24 protein-coding genes and 1 pseudogene are annotated in these 22596 nt (G+C 64.4%); 12 read left to right on the plus strand and 13 right to left on the minus strand.

Annotated features, from left to right (window positions below):
• Positions 1-11 precede the first annotated feature (11 nt).
• The 3 genes from NLX68_RS03610 to NLX68_RS03620 all read left to right on the plus strand — a co-directional run bounded on the left by NLX68_RS03610 (position 12) and on the right by NLX68_RS03620 (position 4035).
• Positions 12-518, plus strand: coding sequence for a sigma-70 family RNA polymerase sigma factor (locus tag NLX68_RS03610; RefSeq protein ID WP_254282716.1), 507 nt, complete (start codon positions 12-14; stop codon positions 516-518).
• Complete coding sequence (locus NLX68_RS03615; protein WP_254282717.1) at positions 515-1498, plus strand: FecR domain-containing protein; 984 nt, start codon at positions 515-517, stop codon at positions 1496-1498. Before NLX68_RS03610 ends, NLX68_RS03615 begins: the two co-directional genes overlap by 4 nt.
• A gap of 86 nt (positions 1499-1584) precedes the next feature.
• Complete coding sequence (locus NLX68_RS03620) at positions 1585-4035, plus strand: TonB-dependent receptor (RefSeq protein WP_254282718.1); 2451 nt, start codon at positions 1585-1587, stop codon at positions 4033-4035.
• 172 nt (positions 4036-4207) lie between these two features.
• On the opposite strand, the gene NLX68_RS03625 is transcribed toward NLX68_RS03620, so the two are convergent.
• Together NLX68_RS03625 and NLX68_RS03630 are read right to left on the minus strand one after the other, a co-directional pair.
• Positions 4208-4768, minus strand: a complete 561-nt coding sequence (locus NLX68_RS03625; protein ID WP_254282719.1) for a hypothetical protein — start codon at positions 4766-4768, stop codon at positions 4208-4210.
• Positions 4765-5286, minus strand: coding sequence for a GNAT family N-acetyltransferase (locus NLX68_RS03630; protein WP_254282720.1), 522 nt, complete (start codon positions 5284-5286; stop codon positions 4765-4767). The genes NLX68_RS03625 and NLX68_RS03630 overlap by 4 nt, the downstream gene beginning before the upstream one ends.
• A 208-nt stretch (positions 5287-5494) precedes the next feature.
• Between NLX68_RS03630 and NLX68_RS03635 the strand changes: the two genes are divergently transcribed.
• Both NLX68_RS03635 and NLX68_RS03640 read left to right on the plus strand, forming a co-directional pair.
• Positions 5495-6544, plus strand: a complete 1050-nt coding sequence (locus tag NLX68_RS03635; protein WP_254282721.1) for an MBL fold metallo-hydrolase — start codon at positions 5495-5497, stop codon at positions 6542-6544.
• An 81-nt stretch (positions 6545-6625) separates the two neighbouring features.
• On the plus strand, positions 6626-7633 hold the full coding sequence (locus NLX68_RS03640) for a GlxA family transcriptional regulator (protein ID WP_036996171.1): 1008 nt from the start codon (positions 6626-6628) through the stop codon (positions 7631-7633).
• Here the strand turns inward: NLX68_RS03640 and rarD are convergent.
• On the minus strand, positions 7597-8526 hold the full coding sequence (gene rarD / locus NLX68_RS03645) for an EamA family transporter RarD (RefSeq protein ID WP_254282722.1): 930 nt from the start codon (positions 8524-8526) through the stop codon (positions 7597-7599). The genes NLX68_RS03640 and rarD overlap by 37 nt on opposite strands.
• Positions 8527-8624: 98 nt before the next feature.
• On the opposite strand from rarD, the gene NLX68_RS03650 reads away from it, so the two are divergent.
• Positions 8625-9080: an Lrp/AsnC family transcriptional regulator gene (locus NLX68_RS03650; protein WP_254282723.1), complete on the plus strand. Its 456-nt coding sequence runs from the start codon at positions 8625-8627 to the stop codon at positions 9078-9080.
• Between the two features lie 121 nt (positions 9081-9201).
• Here the strand turns inward: NLX68_RS03650 and NLX68_RS03655 are convergent, their stop codons facing one another.
• Together NLX68_RS03655 and NLX68_RS03660 are read right to left on the minus strand one after the other, a co-directional pair.
• Complete coding sequence (locus tag NLX68_RS03655; RefSeq protein ID WP_036996175.1) at positions 9202-9672, minus strand: hypothetical protein; 471 nt, start codon at positions 9670-9672, stop codon at positions 9202-9204.
• Between the two features lie 52 nt (positions 9673-9724).
• Complete coding sequence (locus NLX68_RS03660) at positions 9725-10930, minus strand: benzoate/H(+) symporter BenE family transporter (protein ID WP_254282724.1); 1206 nt, start codon at positions 10928-10930, stop codon at positions 9725-9727.
• 99 nt (positions 10931-11029) lie between these two features.
• Here NLX68_RS03660 and NLX68_RS03665 point away from each other — a divergent pair, with 99 nt between their 5' ends.
• Positions 11030-12538: a PLP-dependent aminotransferase family protein gene (locus NLX68_RS03665; RefSeq protein WP_254282725.1), complete on the plus strand. Its 1509-nt coding sequence runs from the start codon at positions 11030-11032 to the stop codon at positions 12536-12538.
• A gap of 112 nt (positions 12539-12650) precedes the next feature.
• Here NLX68_RS03665 and NLX68_RS03670 read toward each other — a convergent pair.
• Both NLX68_RS03670 and NLX68_RS03675 read right to left on the minus strand, forming a co-directional pair.
• A pseudogene (locus NLX68_RS03670) lies at positions 12651-13205 on the minus strand (thioredoxin family protein); the annotation flags it as partial.
• 63 nt (positions 13206-13268) lie between these two features.
• On the minus strand, positions 13269-13532 hold the full coding sequence (locus tag NLX68_RS03675; RefSeq protein WP_254282727.1) for a DUF2790 domain-containing protein: 264 nt from the start codon (positions 13530-13532) through the stop codon (positions 13269-13271).
• Between the two features lie 216 nt (positions 13533-13748).
• Between NLX68_RS03675 and NLX68_RS03680 the strand changes: the two genes are divergently transcribed.
• Together NLX68_RS03680 and NLX68_RS03685 are read left to right on the plus strand one after the other, a co-directional pair.
• Positions 13749-14483, plus strand: a complete 735-nt coding sequence (locus tag NLX68_RS03680) for a response regulator (RefSeq protein WP_254282728.1) — start codon at positions 13749-13751, stop codon at positions 14481-14483.
• Between the two features lie 14 nt (positions 14484-14497).
• Positions 14498-15787, plus strand: a complete 1290-nt coding sequence (locus tag NLX68_RS03685; RefSeq protein ID WP_254283309.1) for an ATP-binding protein — start codon at positions 14498-14500, stop codon at positions 15785-15787.
• 4 nt (positions 15788-15791) lie between these two features.
• Here NLX68_RS03685 and NLX68_RS03690 read toward each other — a convergent pair whose 3' ends face one another.
• The 6 genes from NLX68_RS03690 to NLX68_RS03715 form a co-directional block, all read right to left on the minus strand.
• Positions 15792-16043 carry a hypothetical protein gene (locus NLX68_RS03690; protein WP_254282729.1) on the minus strand — a complete coding sequence of 84 codons (252 nt, stop codon included), beginning with the start codon at positions 16041-16043 and terminating at the stop codon, positions 15792-15794.
• Between the two features lie 81 nt (positions 16044-16124).
• On the minus strand, positions 16125-17072 hold the full coding sequence (locus tag NLX68_RS03695; protein ID WP_254282730.1) for a FecR domain-containing protein: 948 nt from the start codon (positions 17070-17072) through the stop codon (positions 16125-16127).
• Positions 17069-17578 (minus strand): sigma-70 family RNA polymerase sigma factor, encoded by a 510-nt coding sequence (locus tag NLX68_RS03700; protein ID WP_254282731.1) that lies wholly within the window; start codon positions 17576-17578, stop codon positions 17069-17071. Before NLX68_RS03700 ends, NLX68_RS03695 begins: the two co-directional genes overlap by 4 nt.
• Positions 17579-17816: 238 nt before the next feature.
• Positions 17817-18152 carry a DUF2790 domain-containing protein gene (locus NLX68_RS03705; RefSeq protein WP_254282732.1) on the minus strand — a complete coding sequence of 112 codons (336 nt, stop codon included), beginning with the start codon at positions 18150-18152 and terminating at the stop codon, positions 17817-17819.
• 75 nt (positions 18153-18227) lie between these two features.
• Positions 18228-18977 (minus strand): anti-sigma factor, encoded by a 750-nt coding sequence (locus NLX68_RS03710; protein WP_254282733.1) that lies wholly within the window; start codon positions 18975-18977, stop codon positions 18228-18230.
• Positions 18974-19483 (minus strand): sigma-70 family RNA polymerase sigma factor, encoded by a 510-nt coding sequence (locus NLX68_RS03715; protein ID WP_254282734.1) that lies wholly within the window; start codon positions 19481-19483, stop codon positions 18974-18976. The genes NLX68_RS03710 and NLX68_RS03715 overlap by 4 nt, the downstream gene beginning before the upstream one ends.
• Positions 19484-19614: 131 nt before the next feature.
• Between NLX68_RS03715 and NLX68_RS03720 the strand changes: the two genes are divergently transcribed.
• From NLX68_RS03720 to NLX68_RS03730, 3 genes are all read left to right on the plus strand, one after another.
• Positions 19615-20661 carry a catalase family peroxidase gene (locus NLX68_RS03720; protein WP_254282735.1) on the plus strand — a complete coding sequence of 349 codons (1047 nt, stop codon included), beginning with the start codon at positions 19615-19617 and terminating at the stop codon, positions 20659-20661.
• Positions 20658-21188: a cytochrome b gene (locus tag NLX68_RS03725; protein WP_254282736.1), complete on the plus strand. Its 531-nt coding sequence runs from the start codon at positions 20658-20660 to the stop codon at positions 21186-21188. Before NLX68_RS03720 ends, NLX68_RS03725 begins: the two co-directional genes overlap by 4 nt.
• Before the next feature lie 133 nt (positions 21189-21321).
• Positions 21322-22575 (plus strand): OprD family porin, encoded by a 1254-nt coding sequence (locus NLX68_RS03730; RefSeq protein ID WP_254282737.1) that lies wholly within the window; start codon positions 21322-21324, stop codon positions 22573-22575.
• Positions 22576-22596: the final 21 nt, after the last annotated feature.

Raw genomic sequence — 22596 nt, forward strand, 5'->3', positions numbered from 1 at the left:
AACGCCAACCGGTGCCAACCTCCTCCACCCGCAAGCTGGGCTTTTTTTTCAGCGACCACCACCGTTGGCTCCTGCAGCATATCCACAAGCGCCTGCGCAACCGCGCCGATGCCGAAGACACCGCCGCCGAGACCTTCTGCCAGATGCTCGTGGCCCAGGTCGACCCTGCGAGCATCCAGCAGCCGCGCGCCTACCTGTCGACCATCGCCCGCCGGTTGATTTTCGACCGCCATCGCCGTCGCCAGCTGGAGCTGGCCTACCTGGAACGTCTGTCGGCCCTGCCCGAGCCGCTGGCGCCCTCCCCCGAGGAGCAACTGCTGCTGATCGAGGCACTGGTGAGCATCGACCGGGTGCTCGACGGCCTGCCGATGATCGTCAAGGCCACCTTCCTCTACAGCCAGCTCGACGGCATGAGCTACGTCGATATCGCGCGCAAGCTCGACCTCTCCGAGCGCACCGTCAGCCGCTACATGAAGCAAGCCCTGAGCCAGTGCTACCTCAGTGAGCTGGCGCCATGAACCCGCGCCGCCTCGACCCAAGCGCAGAAGCCGCCATCGACTGGATGGTGCGCTTGAGTTCGGGCAACACCGACGCCCAGTTGCACAGCGACTTCAGCCAGTGGCTGGGCAGTGACCCGGCTCACGCCCAGGCCTGGGCACACTTGCAAGAGCGCCTTGGCGGTGCCTGCCAGACCGTGCGCAACTTCGAGCGCCGCGCCCCCGGCCAGGCCGGTGAGGCTCGCCAGCTGTTGCTGCAAGCCAACGGCTCGCGGCGCGAACTGCTGCGTGCCTTCGTCGGTATCGGCGTGCTCGGCGGTGGCCTGTGGCTGGGTGCGCGCAGTGAGATGGGCGAAGCGCTGCTGGCCGATCTGCGCACGGCCAGGGGCGAGCGCCGGGACTTCACCCTGGCCGATGGCAGCCGGCTGAGCCTGAATGCCGGCAGCGCCGCCGACCTGCAGTTCGATGCCCATCAACGGCTGGTGATCCTGCGCCGTGGCGAACTGATCATCCAGGTCGCCGCCGACCCGCAGCGGCCGTTGCGGGTGCGTAGCGCCCAAGGTGAAATGCGCGCCCTCGGCACGCGCTTTCTGGTCAGCCAGGAGGCCGGGGCCACGCGCCTGGTCGTGCTTGAGCATTCGGTACGGGCGCGGCTGTTCAACGGCAGCGAGCTGGAGGTGCAGGAAGGCCAGGCCGCGTTGCTGCGCGGCGAACGCATCGAGGCCCTGGGCAATGGCGAGCGCCAGCGCGCCGACTGGCTCAGCGGGCGCCTGAATGTGCTGGATGATTCCCTCGCCTCCGTGGTCGAGGCGCTACGCCCCTACTACCGAGGGTTTGTCCGGGTCGAACCCGAGGTTCGCGGGCTGCGCGTGCAGGGCGTATTCCCGTTGGACGAACCGCAGCGGGCCTTCGCCGCACTGGCCGAAACCCTGCCGGTCAAGGTCGATCAATACAGCCCCTGGCTGACGCTGATTCGGGCCAAGAATCCGCTACAAAAATAATTTATGAAAATCACTCGTATTTGTGTCCGGTTTTCATTTCTCATCGCACCTATCTCCTGACACGCCAACATAATCAGGAGAATTCCGTGCTCAACCCTTGGTCCCACGCCCTTCCTGTCGCCGTGGCCCTGGCCACGCTGGCCAGCACCGCCCAGGCCCAGGAACAGGCCCTGAGCTTCAACCTGCCCGCCACCTCACTGGCCAGCACCCTCAATGCCATCGCCAGCCAGAGCGGCCGTATCGTTTCCCTCGACCCGGCGTTGGTCCAGGGCAAGCAGGCACCGGCAATCGTCGGCAGGATGAGCGCCGTGCAGGCCATGCAAAAAGCCCTGGCCGGCAGCGGCCTGCAGTTGCTGGAAACCGAACAGGGCAACTTCAGCGTGCTGCCGAGCATCGATGCCGGCAACGCCCTGGAGCTGGGCGCCACCAGCATCAGCGGTATCGGCAACGACGTCGATGCGGCCACTACCGAGGGCACGGGCTCCTATGCGGCGCGGGCGACCACCATTGGCAAGGGCAGCCATACACTCAAGGAAATCCCCCAGTCGGTCACGGTGATGACCCGCCAGCAGATGGACGATCAGAACATTGTCGACCTCAAGGACGCGGTCAACCAGACCACCGGCCTGGTCGGTTTGCAAGGCGTGGGCCCGGGCCTGATCATTTCATCGCGCGGCTTTCAGATCGACGACTGGCAGTACGACGGCGTGGCGATCCCGCGCAACACCTACTCGCTGGGCAACTGGGCGACCCAGGACCTGATCTTCTTCGACCGCATGGAAGTGCTGCGCGGTGCGTCGGGCCTGTTGCAAGGCACCGGCAGCCCGGGCGGCACCGTCAACCTGGTGCGCAAGCGCGGCCAGAACACCCCCACCGTGACCGTCACCGGCAAGGCCGGCAGCTGGGATCATTACGGCCTGCAACTGGACGCCGGTGGCCCGCTGAACGACGCCGGCACCGTGCGCGGCCGCTTTGTGGCGGACGAGGACCAGAGCGATTCGTTCATCGACTACAAATGGAGCAAGACCCACTCGCTATACGGCGCGCTGGACTTCGACCTGAACGAGGCCACCACCCTGGGCCTGGCGGTCAGCCAATCCAACGGCGAGTCGCGGCCGATGCTGCGCGGCCTGCCGCGATACACCGACGGCAGCGGGCTGGATGTGTCGCGCTCGACCTTTAGCGGCTCGCGCTGGAACCACTCGCAGATCGACGTTACCACCCTGTACGCCGACCTCGAACACCGCTTCAACGACGACTGGACGTTCCACGTTGGTGCGATTCGCATGAGTGAAACCAACAAGTCGACCCACCAGCGGGTACAGACCGTTGACGATGCCATCAACTTCGACGGCAGCGGTGTCAGCTATGCCGACTGGGTAACCGATTTCGACTCTACCAAGGTCGGTGCCGACATGTACGTGGTGGGCAAATTCAACGCCTTCAACCTCGAGCAGGAAATCACCCTGGGTGGCAACTACTCGAAGCTGACCACCGATGACCTGTTCGCGCGCACTTTCAACGACAGCACTGACAACATCTTCGCTATCGACCATCACCGCCCGGACATCAGCTACGACAGCTTGCTCGACAAGCCCAATGGCCGTGGTTTCAGCAGTGGCTATGACGTGCGCCAGAAAGGCCTGTATGGCGCCTGGCGGGTCAAGCTGGCCGAGCCGTTGACCCTGGTGCTGGGTTCGCGGGTCAGCTGGTTCGACTACCGCTATGACTCCACCACGTATGCCGCCATCACCCGCGCCCCTTCGGTCAGCCCGACCAGCACCATGACCGAAAGCGGCGAAGTTACCCCGTACGTCGGCATCATCTACGACCTGAGCCCTGAATGGTCGCTGTACGCCAGTTACGCCGACGTCTTCGTGCCGCAGACCGAACGCGCCGTCGGCGGCGCGGCGCTCAAGCCGATCATTGGCAGCAACTACGAAACGGGCATCAAGGGCGAATTGCTCGATGGCCGCGTCAATACTTCCCTGGCGGTGTTCCGCTACGACCAGGAAAACCGCGCGACCACCGACAAGGCCTCAGGCTTTGCCTGCGATGACTGGTACTGCTCCACCGCTGCCGGCAAGGTACGCAGCCAGGGTATCGAAGCCGAAGTCAGCGGCGAAGTGCTCAGCGGCCTGCAGCTGTTCGCCGGCTACACCTACAACACCACGACCTTCCTCGAAGACCCGGACAACAAGGGCAAGGTGTTCAGCACCTGGACGCCCAAGCACATGCTGCGCATGTGGGGTAATTACCAGCTGCCGGGTGACTGGAGCAAGGTCAGCACCGGCCTGGGCTTCACCGCGCAGTCCCATACCCTGGGTTACGAGCACACCTACGACGTGCCCGGCTACGCCGTGTGGAACGCGCGCCTGGCGTACCAGCTGACCCCGGAAGTGGGCCTGGCGCTCAATGCCAACAACCTGTTCGACAAGCACTACTACATCGCTGCCTACAACCAGCTCAACGGCAACAACAACTTTGGTGACCCGCGCAACTACACCTTTACCGTGAAGTACACGCCGCAGTTCTAGGTTGCTAGTGCCGGCCTCATCGCGGGTCAAGCCCGCTCCTACAGATATAGCGCCAATCCTGTGGGAGCTGGCCTTGCCAGCGATCGAGCGCGTAGCGGTCGCAATCCAGGCAACACCTGTATCGCGGGTCAAGCCCGCGCCGACAGGTTCTGCGCCAAGCTTGTGTGCGGATTTATCCGCGAAGGGTTGCGGAGCGCCCATAAATCACCAGCTCGCCACTGGTGGCAATCACCAGGCTCATGCCGGTATAGGAAAACCCGAACGCGCGCACGTCGGTCTCGATCGCCAGGGCATGAAACTGCCAGGGCCGGTTGTAGCGCGCACCATGCAGCCAGGAACCCGGTTCGACCAGCAGCAGGTGCTGCTCGGGCCAGGCCAGGGTGATGTTCTCCACCACCCAGCCATCGCTGGTGCTGATCGGCAAGCCGCCGCCCTGAATACCGGCCATGCGGATCACCCGGTCGTGCAGCGGGCCGATGCCGCGGGTTTCCAGGTAATGGTCGCTGCCCAGGTTGTCGGTACGGTCGCGAGCGATTTTCTCGCCGGTGCGGCAGTCGAACACACTGCGGCCGGAGCTTGAGGCCACCAGCAGCCGCTCGCTGTCGCGGTCAAAACCGATTTCCAGCAGGCCGGCGACGGTGAACTGGCCCGTCAGCTTCCAGGGTGCTGGAGGTGGCGAGACCGGCCGTTGGCGGATGGCCTGGCGCAACGGGTCGAGGTGTCTGCTGGTCATGGCGCCTTCCAGTCCTGATGCGTCAGCCGGTACACACGTACGGGCCGCCCGTGGAACTGCACGGTATCGAACGTATTGAAACCGGCTTTTTGCGCCACACGCAAGGAGGCGACGTTTGCAGACTCGATGATTGCAATGACGGCTGGCTGCTGTTGCTGGCTGAATACATACTCCAGCACGCCCCGCACCGCTTCGCTAGCGAGCCCCTGCCGCCAAAAGCGCGTGGCCAGACGATAACCCAGGCTGGCCTGCTCCACCCCTGCGACCTGTTCCGGGCTGACCCCGCAGAACCCGACCAGCTCGCCGCTGGCCTTGTCGACCAGGGCCCACTGGCCCATGCCGTGATTGGCATAGCACTGCACACACCAGTCGATGAAGGCGCCGGTCATCTGCGCGTCACAGACGCCGCGCAGCGAAAATTTCATGACCTCGGGGTCACTGAGGATGGCAGTCAGGGCCGGCAGGTCCTGGCGAGAGAGTTCGCGGGCAAGCAAGCGCGGGGTTTCGAACAGCGGCATGGATACATTCCTTGTATCGGTGTAGGAGCGGCGCGAAGACGATAAACACGATCCACAACCTCTTGCGAACCGCCCGGCGCTTGCTGCCGATAAAGCATCAAATGTACCCACCCTGCCGTTCATCCGCCACATCACCCGGCAATGGCAATTTGCCAAGTGCTCGACTGAACTGTGGGTGTGCCCTTCATCACGCTTGCGAGGTGACCTCATGCGCTGGCTGCTGCTCGCCCTGACCCTGATGATCTCGGCCTGCACTTACCTGCCAGGCTCCCGGCATTTGATCGTGAGCAACCAGCAATCGCTACCTGAACCCACGCTGCACTACCTGGGCGTCGGTGGTTGGCTGGTCCACTGGAAAGGCGAAGGCGTGTTGCTCGCGCCGTCGTTTTCCAACCCTGGCGGCCTGGGTATCCGTGGCCTGCCGCCGTTGCGGGTCAAGGCCAACCCGCAACGCATCGACGCGTTGATGCCAAGCGCCAGCGACGTGAAAATGCTCTTGGTCGGGCATGCCCACTACGACCATTTGCTCGATGTCCCCAGGGTCATGCACATCCATACCCCCAAGGCGACGGTCTACGGCTCGCAAACCGTTGGGCATATCCTTCATGCCGGCAACGTTGATGCCCGCCGAATCAAAGTGCTGGTAGCAGGCGAGATTGCCAACCCCTACCAGCCCAGCCGTCGCGGCACCTGGTTCTACTCCAACGGCCAGTCAGCCAAGGATGGCACCCGGCCCCAAGGGCCAACGCCCGGGATGATTCGCGCCATGCCGATCCACAGCGAACATGCCGGGCATGCCTTTGGCATCAACTTCATTCAGGGACAATACGATCACCCTCTCGACACGCTCCCCCAAAGCCTGTTTGGCTGGCGGCTCGGCGAGGTGACCCTGGCCTGGCTGATCGACCTGCTCGACGAAAACGGCAAGCCGGTGTATCGCATCCATTACCAGGACAGCGCCGCCACCCCGCCTCTGGGCTTCCCGCCGCTGATCGCCGACGGCAAACGCATCGATGTCGAGATTCTCTGCGCCGCCAGTTGGGACCAGGTGCACAACTACCCTGCCGCCCTGCTGCGCATCACCCAGCCGCGTACTCTGGTGCTGGGGCATTGGGAAAACTTCTTCGCCAGCGACCCGAAAAAACCAGCACGGACCATCCCCTTGCAAGGCTACAAGGGGTTGCTCAAGCAGATGCCTCACTACACACCGGTCATACCCGAGCCATTCTCCCAGGTACCGCTACCACCGCACGAGTAGCGCCCTGTGCGCACCATATTGTGTTTCGCAACCTGTGAACGCACACTCGGCCACGCCACGCCATGCCCCGCGGAGTCGACCTTGCCCACCCCACGCCAGTTCAGCAAGAAATCCAGCACCAGCAACATGCTCAATCTCAAACACCCCGAGGCGGCCTCTACCCCGGCCTATCAGGTGGGCTTCCTGCTGCTGGAGAACTTCTCCATGGCCAGCTTTACCGTGGCCATGGATGTGCTGGTGACGGCCAACCTGCTCAAGAGCCATCTGTATTTGAGCACGCCGTTTTCCCTGGACAGCGAACGGGTGACCAGTGACCTGGGCCTGGAGATCTATGCCGCGCACCTCGACCGCGCGGCCCTGGACAACCTCGACATGCTGATCGTCTGCGGCGGCTTGCGTACCCCGCTCAAGTACCCGCAGCTGGACAAGCTGCTGACCGATGCCGCCGCTCACCACCTGGCCCTCGGCGGGTTGTGGAACGGTGCCTGGTTTCTTGGCCGCGCCGGCGTGCTCGAAGGCTACAACTGCACCATCCACCCCGAACAACGGGCGAGCCTGGCCGAGCGCAGCCCGCAGTGCACCATCACCCCGGCAAGCTTTGTGCTCGACCGCGAGCGCCTGACCGCCGCCAGCCCCAACGGCGCACTGGAGATGATGCTGGCGTTGCTCAAGTGGCAGCATGGTGAAGCGCTGGCCGAGGGTGTCGAGGAGATCCTGGCGTTTTCCAGTGCGCGCTTTCGCCGGGTCGACAGCAGCCAGAAAAAAACCATGAGCGCACCCCTGCGCACCATCGTCGAGCTGATGGAAAGCAACCTGGAAGAAACCCTCAGCCTCGATCAGCTGGCCGCCTACAGCGGCCGTTCGCGCCGGCAAATAGACCGCCTGTTCCAGGCCCAGCTAGGCACCTCGCCAAGCCGCTACTACATGGAGTTGCGCATCACCAAGAGCCGGCGCCTGCTGCAGTATTCCGACCTGCCGCTGATGGACGTAGCGATTGCCTGCGGCTTTGTTTCAGTCTCGCACTTCAGCAAGTGCTACTGCGCCTATTTTGGCTACCCGCCTTCACGCGAGCAGCGGCTCGGCGAGTAAGTGCGGCGGTTGCCGCCCAGGCTCAAGCCGCCCTCCACCACCAGCACCAGCACCGCCAGCCAGATCGCCAGGTAGGTCGGCCACTGCGCCGGGGCGATGCTGTCGCCCAACAGTACCGCGGCGACCACCAGCAACACCGGCTCGACATAGATCAACAGGCCAAACAGGGTCAGGTTCAGGCGCGGCGCCGACAGCGCCTGCAAGCCCAGCGCCGCCGCACTGATCGCGCCCAGGCCGAGCACCAGCCAGGGCAGGTTCGAGGCCAGCCCGGCAAGGCCGAGCACCACACCGCCCTTGAGCACGAAGTACAGGCTCACCGGCAGGCTCAGGCTCATGTCGAACCACAGCCCGCCCATGTTGTTGCTGTCGGTCACCCGGCGCAGCCAGAAGTACAGCGGGTAGCACAGGCTCACCACCAGCACCGGCCAGGAGATCGCCTTGGCGATGGCGATCTGGTTGATGATGCCCAGCGCCGCCAACGCACACGCCAGCAGTTGCAGGCGGCTGATCGAATCCTTGAAGGCCAGGCGGCCGACAATCACCATGACCAGCGGCATGAGGAAGTAGCCCAGCGACACGTCCAGGCCATAGCCATTGATCGGTGCCCACATGAACAGCCACAGCTGCACGCCGAGCAAGGCCGCCGAAACCAGGCGAATCGCCCAGAACCCGCGCTCCTCGAACAGCCGCTGAAAAATCCGCCGCACTTGCGGCCAGTGCCCGCTGGCGACCACCATCAGGGTCAGGCACGGCACGGTCAGCAGGATCCGCCAGCCATAGATTTCGGCGCCATCCAGGGGCGCGAGCAGGCTGGTGTAGGCGTACATCACCGCGAACAGCACCGAGGCGAGGACATTGAGCGCTACGCCCAATGTGGAGTTATGCGCGGTCATTGCAAATACCTTAATCAGGGCCAGCAGAGGGTGATAATTTATTCCGCAGGCACTGATAAGTGCCCTCGTTTTCACCGCTCAAGATGAGAAATTTTTGCATGGACCTGGACGAATTCGACCTTGCCCTGCTCGCTGCCTTGCAGCGGGACAACAGCCAGCCCCTGCGCGAGCTGGCCGAACAGGTGCATTTATCCACGGCCTCGGTGCAGCGGCGTATTCAGCGTTTGAAAAAGTCCGGGGTAATTCAGGCCAACGCGGCGGTCATCAACCCGGACAAAGTCGGCCAGGTGATTACCCTGATGGTCGAGGTGCATGCCGATCGCACCCAGTCGGCGGACCTGGACGCGATGAAGCGTGCCTTCTCAGGGCCGGAGATTCAGCAGTGCTATTACGTCACTGGCGATGCCGACTTCTTGCTGGTACTGACGGTGGCGAGCATGACCGTGTTCCAGGACATCGCCCAGCGGCTGTTTCACGATAACCCCAACGTGAAGTGGTTTCGGACCATTGTGGTGCTGGACCGGGTCAAGACGACGTTGCAGGTGCCGCTCTAGGCGGTGCGCCTGCCTGCACCGGCCTCATCGCTGGCAAGCCAGCGTCCACAGGGTTCCGGTGCATGCAAATCCACTGTGGGAGCTGGCCTTGCCAGCGATGGGCTGCAAAGCAGCCCCGCCATTATTGCGGCGGTAAAGCCTTTAGTGCCGCCGCCAACGCCTCGGCACTGGCATATTCCTTCTGCGCCACCACCTTGCCCTGCTCCAACTGAAGCCACAACACCTTGTCCTCAGCCCCCGGATACTGCGCGACGACCTTGCCGTCGCGATCCAGCACCACCCGGTAGTTGTAATCGCGCATGGCCGGAATCGCGAACAGCTTGCTGATCAGCGCCGGCATGCGCTGGATATCGGCGACGAACACCGCATCGCGCGCCTCCAGGTAGCCCTTGGGCTGCTCGCCCAGCGCGGCCTTGACCAGTTTGGCCGCGTCCATGTTGCGCGCCACCAGCAGCACGCGGGTCTGCGCGTTGAGGCTGTAGGCCTGGTCGTGCTGGTCAAGCAAGGTAAACGGCGCCAGGCGCTCGCCGACGTCGGCGGCGCTGGCCAATAGCGGCGTCAGGCTCAGTAGCAGGGCAATGGCGTATTTCACAGGTGACCTCGTTGTCAGTGCAGGACTGCTGATCCTAGCGTGGATACCAGGGCTAAAGTACCCTTTGCGGGAGAACATCCCGGCGCGGCAAGCGGCCATTGAGCACGGCATAAGCCCCAAGCCCAATCAGCAATCCCCAGAACGCCCCGCCAATCCCGAGCACATTGATATTGGCGGCCGCCGCCAGAAAAGTGATCAGCGATGCTTCGCGGGTTTGCGCATCGGCCATGGCATTGGCCAGGCTGCCGCCAATGCTGCCCAGCAGCGCCAACCCCGCCAGGGTGCTGATGAAAGTGGCCGGAAAGGCCATGAACAGCGCGGCCAGGGTTACCCCGAAGACACCGACAACAAGGTACAACACGCCTGCCGCCACCCCGGCGATCCAGCGCTTGCCAGGCTCTTCGTGGGCCTCCTTGCCAGTGCAGATCGCCGCGGTGATTGCAGCAATGTTGAAGGCGTGGGCGCCGAACGGCGCCATCAACAGCGAGCCCAGTCCGGTAAGGGTGACGATAGGGTTGGCACTGGCCTTGAAGCCGTCATTGCGCAGCACCAGCATGCCGGGCATGTACTGGCCGGTCAGGGTAATCAGGAACAGCGGCAGGGCCACGCTGAGCACGGCATTGAGCGAAAACGCAGGCATGGTAAAGACCGGCGCCGCCAATTGCAGGCGCAGCCCCGACAAGTCTACTTGCCCGCGCATCAGCAAAAAGCCCAGCCCCAGCAGCAAAATGCCCACCACCGCATAGCGCGCACTGAAGCGCTTGAAGAGCAGATAGGCAACGATCAGCAGCGCGGCCAGCAGCGGGTCGACGCTCAGCCCGGCAAAGGCACCGATGCCGAATTGCAGCAGGATCCCGGCCAGCAGCCCCGCCGCAATGCCCGCGGGGATCAGGCGGATGAGCTTGTCGAAACAGCCCGATAAGCCCAGCAGCACGAACGCGGCTGCCGAGACCAGGTAAGCGCCTACCGCCTCGGCATAAGGCGTACTGGCCAAGGCTACGACCAGAAACGCCGCCGCCGGGGTGGACCAGGCGGTGATGATCGGCTGACGCGTCATCCAGCTGAGCAACAACCCGGTAACGCCAACGCCGATGGATACCGACCACACCCAGGAAGCCGTGAGTGCAGGGCTCAAACCGGCAACCTGGGCCGCCTGGAACACCAGGATGAAAGTCCCGCCATAGTTGACGATCACCGAGATAAGGCCGGCAATGATCGGATGGATGAGGTCGCTGGCGCGTATCGCTGAATCAGGCATAGCAGGTGGTTCCTTGCAGGTAGGCAGTGACGAGCGACCGAGTGTACGAATAGACTGGCCTGCCCATTCAGGCCAGTTTCTTCACTTACAGCAGACCACATGACAACCACGTTCGAGCTTGAAACCCTGAAGATGCGCGTCAACGACGCGCAATTCGCGCCGCTGGACCTGCACCAGCGCATCCAGCGTGCCATGCGTGCACTGATCCTTGAAGGCGCACTGGCCGGCGGCATGAAACTGCCGGCGACGCGGACCCTGGCCACGTCGCTGGGGGTGGCCCGCGACACCGTCGAGAACGCCTATGTGCAATTGCAGCGCGATGGCTACATCCTGCGCCGCGAGGGTTCGGGGAGCTATGTGTCGCACAGCCTCGGCGCGCAACTGCACGGCGGCACGCAACGGCGCATCAAGGCCCAGGCACAAAAAACCAGTAACCGGCTGCCTGGCCAGGGCCTGAGCCAGCGTGGCCAAACCCTCTTCGACAACGGTGGCGTCAGTGATCAACAGGCAATCAAGGCCTTTGCCACCGGCCTGCCGGAAACTCGCTCGTTCCCGATGGATGTCTGGGAGCGCCTGCAACGCCAAGCCGTGAAAGACCATCGCGACAACGTCCTGCTACATGGTGACCCACAGGGCTGCGAGGCCCTGCGCAAGGCCATCGCCACCTACCTGAATCTGGAGCGTGGCGCCAAAGTGGCACCCGAGCAGGTGCTGGTGCTCAGCAGTACCCGCCAGGCGCTGTTCCTTTGCGCACAGATGCTGGTGGATGCCGGCAAGCCGATCCTGCTGGAGAACCCCGGCTACTTTGGCGCGAAAAAAGCCTTTGAAGCGGCGCAAGCGCGGATCGTACCCATCGACGTCGACGCCCAGGGCATCCGCACCGACCTGCTACGTGCCGACCGCAGCGGCGCCCGTTGCGTCTACCTCACCCCTTCGCATCAGTACCCCACGGGCGCGACCCTGAGCCTGGAGCGCCGCCTTGAACTGATCAACTGGGCGGCGGAAAACGGCACGTGGATCATCGAGGACGACTACGACAGCGAATTCCATTACGACGGCCTGCCGACCACCTGCGTGCAGGGCCTGGACAGCCACCAGCGCACCCTGTACATCGGCACCTTCAGCAAGACCCTCTACCCCGGCCTGCGCATCGGCTACATGGTGCTGCCGGCAGAGCTGGTGGCGCCCTTCAGCGCGGCACGCAGCATCATCGACGGGCATACGCCGCAGGTGCTGCAACTGACCCTGGCGCGCTTCATGGACGACGGCCACTACAACGCCCATGTGCGAGCCATGCGCAAGCTCTACGCCGGACGCCGGGCGTGCCTGCTCGAGGCCATTGGCAAGCACCTGGCGGGCATCGTCACCGCCATGCGCCCGCCGGGTGGCCTGCAGATTCCCTGTGTGCTCGAGCCGGGCTGGTCAGAACAACAGACCCAACGCCTGGCCGCCCGTGCCGGTGTGCAGCTGCCCGGGCTCAGCCGCTTGTATGCCGGTGAACACAAGCAGCAGGGCTGGTTGCTGGCCTATTCATCACTGAAAGCCAGTGAAATCGAAACGGCGATCCGGCAGCTGGCCAAGGCCCTGAAACAACCATCGCGTCAGTGAAAAATAGTGGTAGCAACTATCTGTGGGAGCGGGCTTGACCCGCGATGAGGCCAGTACAACCAGCACATCAGGCGGCGCCTGGTTTACGACCGCTTCGCGCTCGATCGCGGGTCTAGTCGGGACGCCGCACCGCCGCTCCCACAGGTCGCTCCTCGAGCAATTGCTGGATCACCTGCTCCTGGGTGTCGTAGGCGCCCTCGCCAAAGTGCACATAGCGCACCTGGCCGTTGCCGTCGACGATGTAGTGCGCCGGCCAGAACTGGTTGCCGAAGGCGTTCCAGATCGCATAGTCGTTGTCGATGGCCACCGGGTAATCGATGTCCAGCTTGGCCACTTGCTCGCGCACATTGTCGACCACCCGTTCTTCGGCGTATTCCGGGGTGTGCACGCCGATCACCACCAGGCCCCGGTCAGCGTAGCGCTTGGCCCAGGTGTTGACGTGCGGCAGGCTGCGTCGGCAGTTGATGCACTCGTAGGTCCAGAAGTCCACCAGCACCACCTTGCCCTTGAGCGCTTCGCGGTCAAGCGGCGGCGAGTTGAGCCACTGCACGGCACCGGCCAGCTCCGGCATCGGCCCCAGTACTTCAAGGCTTGCAGGCGTGCCAGCAAAAAGGCGGTTGCCCAGGCCTGCGGCCGCCAGCAGCACGGCCAGCAAGGCGGCCAGGCCCAAGGCCCGGCGGCGGGTAGCGTTAACGTTGATGTTCATGGATGAACCTCCCTGGTCGATGGCTTAACCGCCTTCATGGCAGTCGCTGGCAAATTTCTGGTACTGCAGGCGGTGCTCCTTGCCCTGGGAATCAAGGTAGTCCATTTGCGCATTGACTACGCCGCAGCCGATGCGGCTGTCTTCGTGCAAGGCCAGGACCTTGTGCACATCCAGTTGCTGGCCATAGCGATACGGCTGCACCGGCACGTTGTCGTTGGCCTGGGCGGCAATGGCGCCGAAGCTCAGCAGGGTCACCAGGCTGGCAGTGGCAAGGGTCTTGATGTTCATGGCGGTACTCCCGAAGCAGGATGCAAGGCGGTGAAGGGTTCCACCGCGTTGCTGGCTATTTCAGGCCTGCCAGGTATCGCCGATGTGTCCGGATCGCGTCGTTTTGCCTCCCCAGGTATCTGTGTCCACAGCAGATACACTGCAATACAAACCCCGGCAGGCAAGCGACAGCGGCCTCGGTACACTTGCCGCCACCACCATAACGGGAGCCGGACGATGGAGCATGTCGATCACATCCTGATCGTCGACGATGATCGCGAGATCAGGGAGCTGGTGGGCAACTACCTGAAAAAGAACGGGCTGCGCACCACCATTGCCGCCGATGGCCGGCAGATGCGCGCCTTCCTCGAGTCCAATGTGGTCGACCTGATCGTGCTCGACATCATGATGCCCGGTGACGACGGCCTGCAGCTGTGCCGCGAACTGCGCGCCGGCAAGCACAAGGCCACGCCAGTGCTGATGCTGACCGCCCGCAACGACGAAACCGACCGCATCATCGGCCTGGAAATGGGCGCCGACGATTACCTGAGCAAACCCTTTTCGGCTCGCGAACTGCTGGCCCGAATCAACGCCGTACTGCGCCGCACGCGCATGCTGCCGCCGAACCTGAGCGTCAGCGAAAGCAGCCGCCTGATCGGCTTCGGCCACTGGCGCCTGGACACCACCGCGCGTCACCTGCTCGACACCGACGGCACCCTGGTGGCCCTGAGCGGCGCCGAGTATCGCCTGCTGCGGGTGTTTCTCGATCATCCGCAACGGGTGCTCAGCCGCGAGCAACTGCTCAACCTCACTCAAGGCCGCGAAGCGGATATCTTCGACCGCTCCATCGACCTGTTGGTCAGCCGCTTGCGCCAGCGCCTGCAGGATGACGCCCGCGAGCCGGCCTACATCAAGACGGTACGCAGCGAGGGCTATGTGTTCTCCTTGCCGGTACAACGGGTCGAGGCCTGAACATGACCACCTTGATGCGCTGGCCGCGCACCCTCGCCTCACGCCTGGCGCTGATCTTCTTCACCGGCCTGGTGCTGGCTTATGGGCTGTCGTTCAGCTTCCAGTTCTACGAGCGCTACCAGAGCTCGCGCTCGATGATGCTCGGTAACCTGGAGCAGGACGTCGCCACCTCCGTGGCCATCCTCGACCGCCTGCCGGCCGCTGAACGCGCCGCCTGGCTGCCGCGCCTGGAGCGGCGCACCTACCGCTACCGCCTGGATAGCGGCGAGCCCGGCCAGCGCCTGAGCATGGACGATGCGCCCATGGCCGCGCTGTCCATCGGCAAGGCCCTGGGCGGCCAGTACGCGCTGGACTACCAGAGCCTCCCCGGGCCCACACCGCACTTCCAGGTGCGCCTGCGCCTGGCCGATGGCAAGCCGCTGAGCGTCGACGTCACCCCGGCGCCGGTGCCGATGTCGAGCTGGCTGCCCGTGGTGCTGCTGATCCAGCTGGCGGTGCTGTTGCTGTGCACCTGGCTGGCGGTGAAAACCGCGATCCGCCCGCTGACCCGCCTGGCCGAAGCGGTCGACCAGCTCGACCCCAACGCCCCGGGGCCACAGCTGGACGAAAGTGGCCCACGGGAAGTGGTGTATGCCGCGGTGGCCTTCAATACCTTGCAGGCGCGCATCGGCGCCTACCTGAAAGAGCGCATGCAACTGCTGGCGGCGATCTCCCATGACCTGCAGACGCCGATCACGCGCATGAAGCTGCGGGTCGAAGCCATGGACAATGGCCTCGACAAAGACAAATTCTGGAGCGACCTGGAGGCCATGGAACACCTGGTGCGCGAAGGCGTGGCCTATGCCCGCAGCATCGATGGCAACAGCGAAGCACCGTGCCGGGTCAACCTCGATGCCTTTCTCGACAGCCTGGTGTTCGACTACCAGGACAGCGGCCAGCCGGTCGAGCTGCACGGCAAGAACGGCGCGCTGATCGAGACCCGCCCGCAAGCCTTGCGCCGGGTGCTGGTGAACCTGATCGACAACGCCCTGAAGTTCGCTGGCGCGGCGCAGCTTGAGGTGCACAGCGGCGCCAACCACAGCACTGTGATTCGCGTGCTCGACCAAGGCCCGGGGATTCCCGCCGAAGAGCTCGACGCGGTATTGCAGCCCTTCTATCGCGTGGAGAATTCGCGCAACCGCAGCACCGGCGGCACCGGCCTGGGCCTGGCTATCGCCGCGCAGCTCACCCAGGCCATCGGCGGCTCCCTGACCTTGAGCAACCGGGCCAGCGGGGGGTTGTGCGCGCAGATCGAACTGCCCTGAACGCTCAGCCTTGATCAGCTACTGCGGTGCGGCAATGGCCGGGTACAAGCACCGCAGTGATGCTGGCGAATGGAATGCAGCGGCATTCATCATCGCAGGCGAAGTACAGCTGCAATTGGTGCGCGCCCCAGTCGATGCGGCGTACTTCGCCTGACTGGCTGTCCATGACCCCGTACTCGGCGGCAAAACAGCCGTACAGCACCACGGTGTCTCCAGGTTGATACAGGCGAAGACGCTCTTTGTTGTCGTCGTCCATGTCGGCATGGCTCCAGCCCTTGAACCGGCATCATCACCCTCTGCAAGCAGGTGCGCTACTGGCAAAAATACCAGGCCCCGTTCATGCCGCTTTCTGCCGCGGCACCAGGGTGATCCAGTAGCGGCTGCGTGCCTGCACCGCCAGCGGCAGGCTGGCAGCCAGCAAGGTCAACACCCGGTCGGTGTCATCCAGGCGGAAGGTCCCCGTAACCTTGAGCGACTCCAGCGCCGGCTCCCAGCGCAACCAACCCGGCCGATAACGCGACAGCTCACGCAAAAACTGCCCCAGCGGCTGGTCGTTGACGCTCAGCACACCGTCGCGCCAGTCCGGTTGATGGGGATCGAAACGGTCCATGGCGCCACTGCCATCGGCGCTGATGGTCAGTTGATCGCCGGCCTGCAAGGCCAGCGCCGCACCGTGGCGCGGCCGCACCTGCACCGAGCCATGCAGCACGCCGATGCAACACTGTTCGGCGTCGCGGCGCAGGCACACCTGGGCCTGGCCAACGCTCACCCGGGCCATGCCCAGCTCGACGTGCAGGGCTTGGGCGCGACTGACGTTCAGGGCGATCTCACCCTCGACCAGGGTCAAGCGCTGGTGAACAAGGTCAAGGTCGACGGCAGTGGCGGTGTTCAATTGCAGCAGGCTGCCATCGGCCAGGCGCACGCCACGGCGTTCACCCACTGCGGTACGCAGGTCGGCGCGCAAGGCCTGCAGCGGCGGTTGCTGGCTGAGCAGCCAGCCAGCAGGCAGCAACACGGCTACCATCAGGCCGCGCTTGAGCAAGGTACGACGGTTCGGTTCGGGGCGATCCAGGCTGGCCATGGCCACGCTTGGCGGCACCTCCTGAAAGCGTTGGCGCAAGCCTTCGGCGCGCTGCCAGATCTGCTCGTGCTGTGGGCTTGCCGCGCGCCAGTACTGCAAGCGCTGCAAGTCGTCGGCGCTGGCGCGCCCGGAATCGAGCAAGGCCAGCCAGCGCGCCGCCGTGCGGGCCAGTTGCCGGGATTCGCGACTGAAGGTGCGGTTCATAGGTCAACCAACAGGCAATGCTCATAGGCCTGAGCCATGTAGCGTTTGACCGTACGCTCACTGACAGCCAGACGCTCGGCAATCTGTGCGTAGTTCAGGCCTTCGAGCTGCGACCAGAGAAACGCCCGACGCACTGCTGGCGGCAAGCCATCGAGCAGTTCGTCCAGGGCCTGCAAGGTTTCCAGCAGCAACCAGCGCTGTTCCGGTGACGGCATCTGCACTTCGGGCAGGTTGGCCAGGGCCTCGAGGTAGGCCTGTTCCAGGCTGCGGCGTTTGTGGAAGTTGACCAGCAAGCGCTTGCCGACGGTCAGCAGGTAGGCCCGCGGCTCACGCAGTTCGCTAAGTACCTGGGGGCTGGCCAGCACCCGCAGGAAGGTGTCCTGGCTGAGGTCGGCGGCATCCCAGCGGTTGCCCAGGCGCTGATACAACCAGCGTTCGAGCCAGCTGCGATGCTCCCGATAGAGGCCATGCAGGGTCTGCTCGGTTGGGCTCGCCGCTTCGCTCATGTCTACGCACCTGGATGGATTAGACTCAAATGAGATTGATTCTAATTAATACCCTGGCGCAATCCAAGCGCTATTACACGGCATTTATCATCTGCCAGCGCTGGCGCACCTCCCGCACCGTGAGGGCCGATACCCCGCGCAGTGGGTGTGTGCTCTTGCCGGTTGCAAGATGCCAGTCCGCGGTTGGGCCTTCACCTGGCGTGGCGCAGCGACGATCCCTCGCCGCTGCCGGGGCGCGTTATCGCGTTGACTGAAAGCGCGGACACTGGCCTTCGAGCCGATACCGCAGGGTAACCAGCTGGCCGCTGGAGTCTTCAAAGGTCATCAGCATTGGCGCCGCTTCGCAGCCGCGGGCCATGGGTGTTTGCTCGATCAGACGGGCGACATCCACGGATTTGCCGTAGGCAAAATCCTGGATCGCGGGGACGGTCTTGCCGGTTCTTGCTGCATAGGCCTGCACTGCCTGCTCATGGGCAACCAGACGCGCATCCTTTACCTCTGGTGCCGAAGCCAGCGCGCTTTGGCCGGCCAGCAGAACCACTGCGGCCATCACCAAACCTTGCATGCGCTTCATTGGCGGATACCTCGAATGAAGTTAAATGACGACAGCAACAACGGCTTTGAGCTTACGCCCCTAATGGCATTTCAGCTACAAAGTGATACCAAGCGCCTGACGCAATTGCTCGCCTCGGCGGTCGGATGCGGCGCTGACCAGGGCGTAGTTGTAGCCCCCTCGCGACCAGTAACGTGCCTGCAGCTGGCCGTCGGTTCGCTCACCACTGGGCATGCGCGCATAGTGCTCACCCGGCGAGCGCAGGAACAGGCTGACCCGCTGGCCCTGGGCGTCTTCAAACAACAACAGCGCCGCCGGCCCCTGCTCGTTGCTCAGCAGCCGCGCACCTAGCGGGGTAAAACCGTAGGCCGAGAGGTCCGGTAAAGTGCCGACATGGGCAAAGTGCTGGCCCAGCCAGGCCTGCAGGCGTGCCGGGTCCTGGGCGCTGAGGTCGAGGGCCTTGGCATCGGCGAACAGCCGATGGGCCTGCACGGCATCGGCCATCGGCGGGTTGCTGGCCAGCAGGCTCGCCTCGCGCACCTGCCAGCCGCCCAGGCCGCCGATGCCCAGGGTCACCAGCAGTACCGCGGCACTGGCCCAGCGCCGTTGCCGCCGGCGGCGCAACTCACGGCGCACGTTGGCTGGGTCCAGGCGCGGGTTGGGTGCTTGCGCGGCAAAGCCGGACAGCGCCGCGCGCAGCTGGCAGGCATCGTTGCGCCAGGCTTCGACCCGCGCCGCCTGCTCGGGGTTGGCCGCCAGGTACAGCTCCACCGCCCGCCGCCGCTCGCTGTCCAGATGCTCGTCGACATAGGCGTGCAGCTCGTGTTCGGACGGGATCAAGCTCATTTCAACCTCCGCAGCGCCGGGGGCGGCGTGTCGCCCTCGGCCAGTTCGCGCATGGCCGCGCGGGCGCGCGACAAGCGTGACATTACCGTGCCGATCGGCACATCCAGGGCCAGGGCGGCCTCCTTGTAGCTCAGGCCTTCAACGCTGACCAGCAACAGCAAGGCGCGCTGCTCGGTGGGCAGTTGCGCGAACGCTGCCAGGCCCGACTGGGCAACGACGATATCTTCGGTGTTGCTGCCCGCCTCCTCGCTGCGGCCGAACCAGGCCAGCCAGCGTGCCTGGCGGCGTTCGCGGCGTTTGCCGTCGATAAACTGCCGGTACAGGATCGAGAACAGCCAGGCGCGCAGGCTGGCGTCTTCGCGTTGTTGACCACGGCGGCTCAAGGCGCGCTCGACCGTGGCCTGGACCAGGTCGTCGGCGCTGCTGGCCTCGCGGGTCAGCCACAGGGCGAAGCGACGCAGGCGCTCAAGCATCTGGCGTAATTGCTCGTCGTCTAGCTCGTTCATTGCCGCAGTCTTGGCCTGTAGGCGATCAGTGTACGAGGCAGACGCTGGCGGTGAAGAATTATTCCCTGGCGCTGGAATAAAATTCTGCGCCACGCGTCGTACCGGCTCATTCACTGACCCGGATCACCGCCATGAGCACTCCGTTACACGGCCGCCCGCGTGCTTTGCGCCTGGCTGCCATCGGCTTCGGGCTGACGGCCCTGGCCGCGGGTTTTGCCTACGCCGCCGGCTGGATCGGCGCCGAGCGCCTGACCCCGAAGCGCATTATCGACACCTTCGAAGCCCAGGCCGGGCACTACCCCGGTTACCGTAAGAATCACGCCAAGGGCCTGTGCGTCAGCGGCTACTTCCAGAGCAGCGGCGCGGCGGCCAACCTGTCCACCGCGCGGGTGTTCAGCCAGGCCAGGGTACCGGTAATCGGCCGCTTCGCCATCGGCGGTGCCAACCCCCACAGCCCTGACGCCAGCGTGCCGACCCGCAGCCTGGCGCTGCAACTGAGCAGCGACGATGGCCAACTGTGGCGTACCGGCATGAACACCCCACCGGTGCTGGCAGTGGGTACGCCAGAAGCCTTCTACCAACAGGTGCTGGCCATGACCCCGGACCCGGCCACCGGCAAGCCGGACCCTGCGCGGATGCAAGCGTTTTTCGCCGCCCACCCGGAGAGCGCCGCCTTTCGCCAATGGGCCAAGGACTACAAAGCCTCGGACAGTTTCGCCAGCTCCAGTTACAACAGCATCAACGCCTTTGCCCTGATCGATGCCAGCGGCAAGGCCCGTTACGTGCGCTGGAGCCTGGTGCCACAAACGCCTTTCGCCGCACTGCCGGCGCAGGTCGACGACAACGACTACCTGCAACACGACCTGCGCCAGCGCCTGAGCCAGGGCCCGCTGCGCTGGACCCTGCAATTGACCCTGGCCGAGGCCGGCGATACCGTCGATGACCCCAGCCAGGCCTGGCCCGCACAGCGGCCCACGGTAAACGCCGGCACGCTGCTGATCGACCAGGTCGATGCCCCGGAACAAGGCGCCTGTCGCGACCTGAACTTCGACCCGCTGATTCTGCCGAGCGGCATCCAGCCTTCGGCCGACCCGATCCTCGCGGCCCGCTCGGCGGCCTACTCGGAATCCTTCAACCGCCGCAGCCGTGAAGCCGCGCAGCTGGGAGCTCGCCCATGAAACCTGTTGCCTTCCACCCCCTGGCCCGTGTGCTGCACTGGCTGATGGCGGTGCTGATCCTGGCCATGCTGTTCGTTGGTGTGAGCATGGTCAGCGACCTGTCGCCGCGCCATACCTGGCTGATCAGCCTGCACAAGGCCATTGGCCTGGCCCTGTTGCTGCTGGTGATCGTGCGCATTGGCGTACGCCTGAGCCTGCCGCACCCGCCGCTACCCGACGACTTGCCGCCACTGCAGCGCTGGGCGGCGAAAGCTTCGCACCTGCTGCTGTACGGGCTGATGCTGGCGATGCCGGTGCTGGGCTGGGGCATGCAGTCTGCCGGCGGCTATCCGCTGGCGCTGCAACTGCCGGCGCTGTTGCCCCACGACCTGCAGCTGTATGCCCTGCTGCGCCAGGCCCACGGCTGGCTGGCCTATGTGCTGTTTGCCAGCGTGCTGGTGCACCTGGGTGCGGCGCTGGTGCACGGGCTGGTACGCCGTGACGCCGTGCTGCGCAGCATGTGGCCGGGGCCACTGCCAAAGGATTAATATCTTAATTAATTTGCGTTCCCGTCCACTTCTACTCGTAATAGGTCTATTCAAAAATAAAGATAATATGTTAACAATATAGGCAGAGACACCTGGCACCCGCCACACACAACAACAAGAAAGGTAGCCCCAAATGCTTCTGCCCCGTTCGCTGACGGTGAGTGCCGGCCTGTGCGCCGCATTCGCCCCCTACATCGCCCAGGCCGAGTTCATCAAGGACAGCAAGGCCAGCCTTGAAACGCGCAACTTCTACTTCAGCCGCGACTTTCGCCAGAGCGGCGCGCCACAGAGCCAGGCGCGGGAATGGGCTCAGGGTTTTATCCTGAAAATGGAGTCGGGCTTTACCGAAGGCACCGTAGGCTTTGGCCTCGATGCCCTGGGTGAGCTGGGGGTCAAGCTCGACGCCAGCCGCGACCGGCGCGGCACCGGCCTGCTGCCCTTCGGCGCCAGCCAGGAGCCGGTGGACAACTACAGTGAGCTGGGCCTGACCGCCAAGCTGCGGGTCAGCAAGACCATCCTCAAGCTCGGCACCCTGCAACCGATGCTGCCGGTGGCGGCGATCAACGACGTGCGCCTGCTGCCTTCGACCTACAGCGGCGGCCTGCTGACCTCCCAAGACATCGACGGCCTGACTCTGAACCTCGGCCGCCTGGAAAAACAGAACCTGCGCGACTCCTCGAGCAACGACGGGATGAGCTACGCCGGGGTCGAGAGCAATCACCTGGACCTGGCCGGCGGCACCTACGCGATCAACCCGCGCCTGGCCGTCAGCTATTACTACGCGCAGATGCAGGATATCTACCGCCAGCACTACGCCGGGCTGGTCCACGACCTGCCCCTGGCTGAAGGCATCAACCTGCGCAGCGACCTGCGTTACTTCGACACCCGCGAACAGGGCAGCCACGACCTGCGCGCGGCTTCGCGGGTCGACGGCGGCAAGATCGACAACCGCTTCTTCAACGGCATGCTGACCCTGGGCGTGGGCGCACACAAGTTCGGCCTCGGTTACCAGAACCTCTCAGGCGACGGCGATTTTGCTTACCCTGGCCTGGACCCCTACTCGGTCAACCTGGTCACCGTGAACGTCTTCACCAAGGCTGAAACCGATGCCTGGCAGGCGCGTTACGACTACAACTTCGCCGCCCTCGGCCTGCCGGGCTTGAGCTTCATGACCCGCTACGTGAATGGCAGCCATATCGAAACCGCCAGTGTCAGCGGCGGTAAGGAATGGGAGCGCGATACCGACATTGCCTACGTGGTGCAAAGCGGGCCGCTGAAAAATGTCAGCGTGCGGCTGCGCAACGCCACCTTCCGTTCCAGTGGCGGCCTGACCACGGACATCGACGAGAACCGGCTGATTGTCGGCTACACCCTGGCGCTCTGGTGAGCGAAGGTGGCGGCCGCGTGA

Origin of the sequence: Pseudomonas sp. SBB6 (assembly GCF_024213215.1) — a bacterium.
In the GTDB taxonomy this organism is placed as follows: domain Bacteria; phylum Pseudomonadota; class Gammaproteobacteria; order Pseudomonadales; family Pseudomonadaceae; genus Aquipseudomonas; species Aquipseudomonas donghuensis.

Bases quoted from the DNA above. Each gene is read 5' to 3' on its own strand.
- NLX68_RS03615 (WP_254282717.1), top strand. From the start codon at position 515: ATGAACCCGCGCCGCCTCGACCCAAGCGCAGAAGCCGCCATCGACTGG.
- NLX68_RS03625 (WP_254282719.1), bottom strand. From the start codon at position 4,768: ATGACCAGCAGACACCTCGACCCGTTGCGCCAGGCCATCCGCCAACGG.
- NLX68_RS03630 (WP_254282720.1), bottom strand. From the start codon at position 5,286: ATGCCGCTGTTCGAAACCCCGCGCTTGCTTGCCCGCGAACTCTCTCGC.
- NLX68_RS03635 (WP_254282721.1), top strand. From the start codon at position 5,495: ATGCGCTGGCTGCTGCTCGCCCTGACCCTGATGATCTCGGCCTGCACT.
- rarD (WP_254282722.1), bottom strand. From the start codon at position 8,526: ATGACCGCGCATAACTCCACATTGGGCGTAGCGCTCAATGTCCTCGCC.
- NLX68_RS03650 (WP_254282723.1), top strand. From the start codon at position 8,625: ATGGACCTGGACGAATTCGACCTTGCCCTGCTCGCTGCCTTGCAGCGG.
- NLX68_RS03660 (WP_254282724.1), bottom strand. From the start codon at position 10,930: ATGCCTGATTCAGCGATACGCGCCAGCGACCTCATCCATCCGATCATT.
- NLX68_RS03665 (WP_254282725.1), top strand. From the start codon at position 11,030: ATGACAACCACGTTCGAGCTTGAAACCCTGAAGATGCGCGTCAACGAC.
- NLX68_RS03675 (WP_254282727.1), bottom strand. From the start codon at position 13,532: ATGAACATCAAGACCCTTGCCACTGCCAGCCTGGTGACCCTGCTGAGC.
- NLX68_RS03680 (WP_254282728.1), top strand. From the start codon at position 13,749: ATGGAGCATGTCGATCACATCCTGATCGTCGACGATGATCGCGAGATC.
- NLX68_RS03685 (WP_254283309.1), top strand. From the start codon at position 14,498: ATGCGCTGGCCGCGCACCCTCGCCTCACGCCTGGCGCTGATCTTCTTC.
- NLX68_RS03690 (WP_254282729.1), bottom strand. From the start codon at position 16,043: ATGGACGACGACAACAAAGAGCGTCTTCGCCTGTATCAACCTGGAGAC.
- NLX68_RS03695 (WP_254282730.1), bottom strand. From the start codon at position 17,072: ATGAACCGCACCTTCAGTCGCGAATCCCGGCAACTGGCCCGCACGGCG.
- NLX68_RS03700 (WP_254282731.1), bottom strand. From the start codon at position 17,578: ATGAGCGAAGCGGCGAGCCCAACCGAGCAGACCCTGCATGGCCTCTAT.
- NLX68_RS03705 (WP_254282732.1), bottom strand. From the start codon at position 18,152: ATGAAGCGCATGCAAGGTTTGGTGATGGCCGCAGTGGTTCTGCTGGCC.
- NLX68_RS03710 (WP_254282733.1), bottom strand. From the start codon at position 18,977: ATGAGCTTGATCCCGTCCGAACACGAGCTGCACGCCTATGTCGACGAG.
- NLX68_RS03715 (WP_254282734.1), bottom strand. From the start codon at position 19,483: ATGAACGAGCTAGACGACGAGCAATTACGCCAGATGCTTGAGCGCCTG.
- NLX68_RS03720 (WP_254282735.1), top strand. From the start codon at position 19,615: ATGAGCACTCCGTTACACGGCCGCCCGCGTGCTTTGCGCCTGGCTGCC.
- NLX68_RS03725 (WP_254282736.1), top strand. From the start codon at position 20,658: ATGAAACCTGTTGCCTTCCACCCCCTGGCCCGTGTGCTGCACTGGCTG.
- NLX68_RS03730 (WP_254282737.1), top strand. From the start codon at position 21,322: ATGCTTCTGCCCCGTTCGCTGACGGTGAGTGCCGGCCTGTGCGCCGCA.